Annotated in this window: 6 protein-coding genes; 4 read left to right on the top strand and 2 right to left on the bottom strand. The window is 29.5% G+C overall.

From position 1 onward, the window contains the following. Positions 1–329: TraX family protein (locus tag ACJAX4_RS22025; protein ID WP_435791586.1), on the top strand; the 329-nt coding region annotated here is incomplete at its 5' end. Positions 330–359: 30 nt separating this feature from the next. Continuing rightward, positions 360–809 carry a GNAT family N-acetyltransferase gene (locus ACJAX4_RS22020; RefSeq protein ID WP_435791585.1) on the top strand — a complete coding sequence of 150 codons (450 nt, stop codon included), beginning with the start codon at positions 360–362 and terminating at the stop codon, positions 807–809. 40 nt (positions 810–849) lie between these two features. Here the strand turns inward: ACJAX4_RS22020 and pdaA are convergent, their stop codons facing one another. After that, on the bottom strand, positions 850–1743 hold the full coding sequence (pdaA, locus tag ACJAX4_RS22015; RefSeq protein WP_435791584.1) for a delta-lactam-biosynthetic de-N-acetylase: 894 nt from the start codon (positions 1741–1743) through the stop codon (positions 850–852). Positions 1744–1949: 206 nt separating this feature from the next. Between pdaA and ACJAX4_RS22010 the strand changes: the two genes are divergently transcribed. Continuing rightward, entirely contained in the window at positions 1950–3407 is a 1458-nt protein-coding gene (locus ACJAX4_RS22010) for a S24 family peptidase (RefSeq protein ID WP_435791583.1), read from the top strand. 21 nt (positions 3408–3428) lie between these two features. After that, the gene (yfcE, locus tag ACJAX4_RS22005; protein WP_435791582.1) at positions 3429–3971 is read left to right on the top strand and encodes a phosphodiesterase; all 543 of its coding nucleotides are present in this window, start codon (positions 3429–3431) and stop codon (positions 3969–3971) included. Between the two features lie 52 nt (positions 3972–4023). On the opposite strand, the gene ACJAX4_RS22000 is transcribed toward yfcE, so the two are convergent. Beyond that, the gene (locus ACJAX4_RS22000; RefSeq protein ID WP_435791581.1) at positions 4024–4842 is read right to left on the bottom strand and encodes a hypothetical protein; all 819 of its coding nucleotides are present in this window, start codon (positions 4840–4842) and stop codon (positions 4024–4026) included. Between the last annotated feature and the right edge of the window lie 371 nt (positions 4843–5213).

Genomic DNA, 5213 nt, shown 5'->3' with positions numbered 1-5213 from the left:
TAACAGCCGAAATTTTACATGCGGATTATAGTATGTATGGGATAGCGATGATATTAGTGTTTTATATTTTTAGAGATGATAAAATTAAAACTGTAATATCACAAACCATTGTATATATACTATTTGATGCATCGCAAATTTTATTTTATGTGTTCAAATTCCCTGATATAATATTAGAATTAGCTTGGTTTAGTCAAGCATTATCGTTACTGGCATTGATTTTTATATTTAAGTATAACCATAAGAAGGGTAAAGACCTAAAATACTTTTTTTATGCCTTTTATCCATTGCATTTATTGTCATTAGGTTTGATAAAAATATTTATGTGAAACAAATTGTCAAAGGGAGTTGGTAGAGTTATGAATTGGGTAATTAAAAAATTTAATGAGCTAAGTAGTGATGAACTATATGAAATTTTAAAACTTAGAAGCGAAGTCTTTGTAATAGAGCAAGAATGTATTTATGAAGATTGTGATGGTAAGGACAAAGAATCATATCATTTATTTGCAGAACAGAATGGTGAGATTCTTGTATACTTAAGGATTTTAGAAAAAGGTGTTTCTTATAGTGAGATATCTATAGGAAGAGTCCTGGCTAACAAAAAATATCGTGGGCGTGGATTTGCAAAACAAATGATGTTAAGAGCAATAGAATTTATTGAGCATTCTTTAAATGAGAAGGAAATTAGAATATCTGCACAGGTATATTTGTTGAATTTTTATTCGAGTTTTGGGTTTGCTCAAGTTTCAGAAGGCTATTTGGAAGATGATATACCACATATAGAAATGTTATATAAAAATCTAACTTAAAAGAACCCTAGCCGTTTACGCTAGGGTTCTTTGCTTATTATTAATTGGCAGGTAATTCGTCTAAACTTTTTAATTCATAACCTTGGCTTTTCCATTGCGTAATTACATCATCTAATATCTCTGCATTGGTTTTTGATACTGCGTGTAGTAACATGATTCCACCATTATGAGTTCTTTGCAATATACGTTTTTGAGCAGCTTCATGTGAAGGTTGTTTATTAGTAAGCCAGTCCATGTAAGCAAAACTCCAGAATATAGTTTTATATCCATAGTTTTGAGTATATTGTAAGGACAATTCACTGTACTTACCCATAGGAGGTCTAAAATATTTAGACATCTTTTTCCCAGTTATATTTTCATAGGCTACTTCTACATCAGATAATTCACTTATGAATTTTGTTTCGTCTTTTATAGATGCCATTGACGGATGTCTGGCACTATGATTACATACTAAGTGGCCTTCATCAACCATCCGTTTAATTAATTCTGGATTAGCTGTAATATATGGCTTTACAACGAAAAAGGCTGCTTTTACATTATGTTTCTTTAAAACATCTAAGATTGGGGCGGTATATCCAGCTTCATAACCCTCATCAAAAGTTAGATATAATACTTTTTTTGATATGTCTCCTAAATGATAGCACTTATATTTTGATATAAGTTCACGAGTTTCTTTAGGACCTTCAGGTGGCATATTATCGTTTCGTGGTTGAAAATACCAATTATATTCTTTTGTACTTACTGTATTTGAAGACTCTTCAGGATCAGGAACGAACACACTTTTTAAAATATCTAGTAGGTTAGATTCTTTTGAAATTTCATTGGTAAAATTTTTAATTGGATTGCTTCTTAACTCGCTGCTATAAGCAATACTAGAAAAACAGCTGATGTAGAGTAGTGAGGAAGTAACTATACACAAAATCTTTGATTTCACACTGTTCACCTCTATTTAATCTATTTATAAATTAATAAATTTATATACAATTTAGTATGCTCAGTATAGATATATAGATACGCAAATATGAATTGTTAGACCTTGGTAATTTTTATGAACGAATTTATAACATTTTTTAAATAAAAATGTTACTATGAGCCTTATAGTACTGTATACTAATAGTATGTCAAAGTAGAGGTGATTAAATGGATTTGTGTTTAGAACAACAAAAATTGATACATAGCAAGCCCTCAAAATATAGTTTAATTAGAGGTATGCGAAATTCGGGAAAAACAACTGCAGCCATTTATAGAAGTCTTTATTTGAAAAATCACTATTGCTTATATGAGGATGATAAAATATTAATGTTGACATCTCAAGATGAAGATATAGATTATATTAAAAAATTGTATGCCATAGCAGAAGATGAAACAAAGTTAGAGTATTTAAGTTTATTTTCTAGTAGTGAAAGAAACTTTCATGTGGTTACATTAGAAAGTATTTTACATAGATATTTTTTGGAATATCAAAATAAATATAAATTAAAATATGAATTAATTTCAGATAAGCATAAAAAAAGGAGAATAATGGAGGGTTGCATACTCCAGATTAAAGATATTTATCCAAAGTTAAAGATACTTCGTACCGACTATGTTGAATTTTTCATTGAAGAAGTAAAGTGGATAAAAAGTTGTAATTACTTAGGAATAGATTTATATTCAGATGTGAATAGAGTAGGAAGAAAATGCCCTAAAGGACAAGGGCCACAAAGAATAAGCAAAAATTCTACTGCTAGAAAGTCCATATATGAAGTTATGGTTATGTATAATGAAAAGCTTAAATCATTGAATTTGGTTGATAATGAAGATATTAATATGTATGCTCTAGAGATGGCGAAAATTATTAATATAGACAAGTATTGTCATATTATAAGCCATAAAAGTAACAACTTAACTAAAATACAGATAGATTTTATAAAGACATTATCCAATGAAAAACCTTATTCAAGTATTATGTTCCTTCTTGATATGGATAATCCTCACAAGAGTAACTCATGGATGGTAAAAGGTAAAAGAGTTAATACTAAACCACTAGGTGAGAAAGCAAAATCATATACATTTAAAAGTAAATATAATGCTCAAGTTGTTGACTCCTTTGAGAACTTTCAATTTTGTGATATAAGACATGGCAGAGCATATGATTTCATGAGGGATTATAGTAGGATTTCAGACATTCTAGTAACTGATGGAAAAGAAGGTTATGAATATTTAAATGAAGAATTATTGGAACTACCAGTGTATAGCGATATAGCGGCAGGAGAACCTATATTAATTAATTCGGAAGTGGAAGGTAATTTCTACATTCCGAAGTATTGGTTAAAAGGAGTGAAAAATTCATTTATTTTAAAGGTTAAAGGAGATAGTATGATTGAGGCAAACATTAATCATGGTGATTATGTAATAATAAGACATGAGAATGCTGCAAATAATAATGATATTGTAGCAGTTGACATAGGTGGAAATGCTACACTAAAGAGGCTTTCAATAAAAAAAGATAAAATATTACTTATGCCAGCCAATGAAAAATATCATCCAATTGTAATAGATAGTGAAGATACATACATTATAGGTACAGCTATAGCAATTATAAAGCACAAAAATTAAATTAAAAGGAGCCTCGTAAAGATGAAGATATTTTTAATTTCAGATATTCATGGTTCACTTTTCTTTTTAGAAAAGGCCTTAGATCGTTGTAATGAAGAGGGAGCAAGTTACATAGTACTTTTAGGGGATGCGTTGTATCATGGACCAAGAAATCCATTACCAAAAGGCTACAACCCTCAGGCGGTAGCTAGTCTCTTAAATGATTATAAGGATAAGATATTAGCTGTTAGAGGAAATTGTGATAGTGAAGTGGATCAAATGCTCATAGAATATCCAATGATGTCGGATTATTCCATAATATTGTTGGATAATAGAAGATTATTTTTGACCCATGGGCACATTTATAATGAAAATAATATGCCTAGTTTAAGTGAAAATGATGTTATGATACATGGTCACACTCACCTTCCCATAGCTAAAAAGCACAATGGCATATATATATTAAATCCTGGATCTATAACGTTACCTAAGGAAGATTACCCTAATTCTTATGCAATACTCGAAGATGATTTATTTCAAATAAAGGATTTACACGGCACTGTTATAAAAGAAATTGTGTTATAAGTAATAGTTTATAAAAAAAGGATAGCCGAGGCCATCCTTTTTTTATAAACTATTACTTTTCAAGAAAAAAACTAAATTTGTCCTTTTGTGGCGTAGATATTGAAATACTACGTTTATGAAGCACTTTATCAAATTCTTTAATTTGACCATCAACTATATTTGCGTAGTCTGTTTTACCATCTTCTACCCAACTCATAAATATATATGTATGTGAAGGGGTTCCAGGGGTTTGTGGTAGATCTGTGGTGAAACAGACATCTCCTTTTTCTAGTTCATTTAAGTTAGTATTTTTTTTCCAACCCTTAGAAGTTAAATTTTCTAGTAATCCATCAACTGTAGAGGTGTCGGTAGGGATGTCATAATCGTTAGCCCTCAAAATTTCTGCTAAGAGATATACAGTTAAACCTGTTTTATTCCCATTGTTTAGCTTAATTGATTTTTCTAGGTCAGACACCCTATTTTTTTCTACATTTAAATATTCATAAATATTATTTTTGGTTTCAGCTGGGGTAGTAGTTTTTTTAACTTCTTCACTTACCACTTTATTGGTTTCTTTGTCAAGAGTTATATCAGTTTTTGGTTGCATTAATGGACTATTCATGAATAGAGAAAAAATAATTATAGATACTACAACTATGCCAAGTGCTAACACAATTACATTGTTCTTAAATTCGTTTTTGTCTGCTAACTGATGCATTTCCCTTATGTACTTGTCACTTTCATTAATTTCATTTAACTTAGATTTCCTGCTACTATAATTCATACTAGAGTTATTTTTCTCTGAAATATTGTTATTAGAATACATTTTATTTATAATTTCACTATTATCGTCCGTTATAATTTCTTCATTTACTTTTTTATCTTCACTCATGTTTTCCTGCTCATTAATATAGGTAGCATTTTAATATTAAACCTATATATCTGCAGCACCCCCTTCTTTTATTAATTCTATCACCGCGTCAAGTTGGAAAATTATTCGTATCACCTACTCCATATACTTCAATTGTAACATATCAAGGGGTATTTGAGTACTATTTGTAGAAGTTTAAAGTAATTTAATATTTTATGAAATGTATTACATTATGATAAACTTATCGGGGTATTGTTTATCATTAAATTGTAGTATAATATATATAATAATTGGAGTAGTCACGGAAACTAATATGTAAAACTTAAATTTGTATAGAATCATTATAGCGCTATAAATTTTATGTTCAGAGAGTAGTTAGGAATAAAAATAGG

It is taken from the genome of Clostridium sp., assembly GCF_051278035.1.
GTDB lineage: Bacteria > Bacillota > Clostridia > Clostridiales > Clostridiaceae > Clostridium_AD.
Note: the sequence above shows the minus strand (reverse complement) of the source record. Positions and strands in the feature narration are given on the sequence as shown.

What these genes read in the sequence shown, in the direction of transcription:
- ACJAX4_RS22020 (WP_435791585.1), top strand. Translation starts at nt 360, where the DNA reads ATGAATTGGGTAATTAAAAAATTTAATGAGCTAAGTAGTGATGAACTA.
- ACJAX4_RS22010 (WP_435791583.1), top strand. Translation starts at nt 1,950, where the DNA reads ATGGATTTGTGTTTAGAACAACAAAAATTGATACATAGCAAGCCCTCA.
- yfcE (WP_435791582.1), top strand. Translation starts at nt 3,429, where the DNA reads ATGAAGATATTTTTAATTTCAGATATTCATGGTTCACTTTTCTTTTTA.
- ACJAX4_RS22000 (WP_435791581.1), bottom strand. Translation starts at nt 4,842, where the DNA reads ATGAGTGAAGATAAAAAAGTAAATGAAGAAATTATAACGGACGATAAT.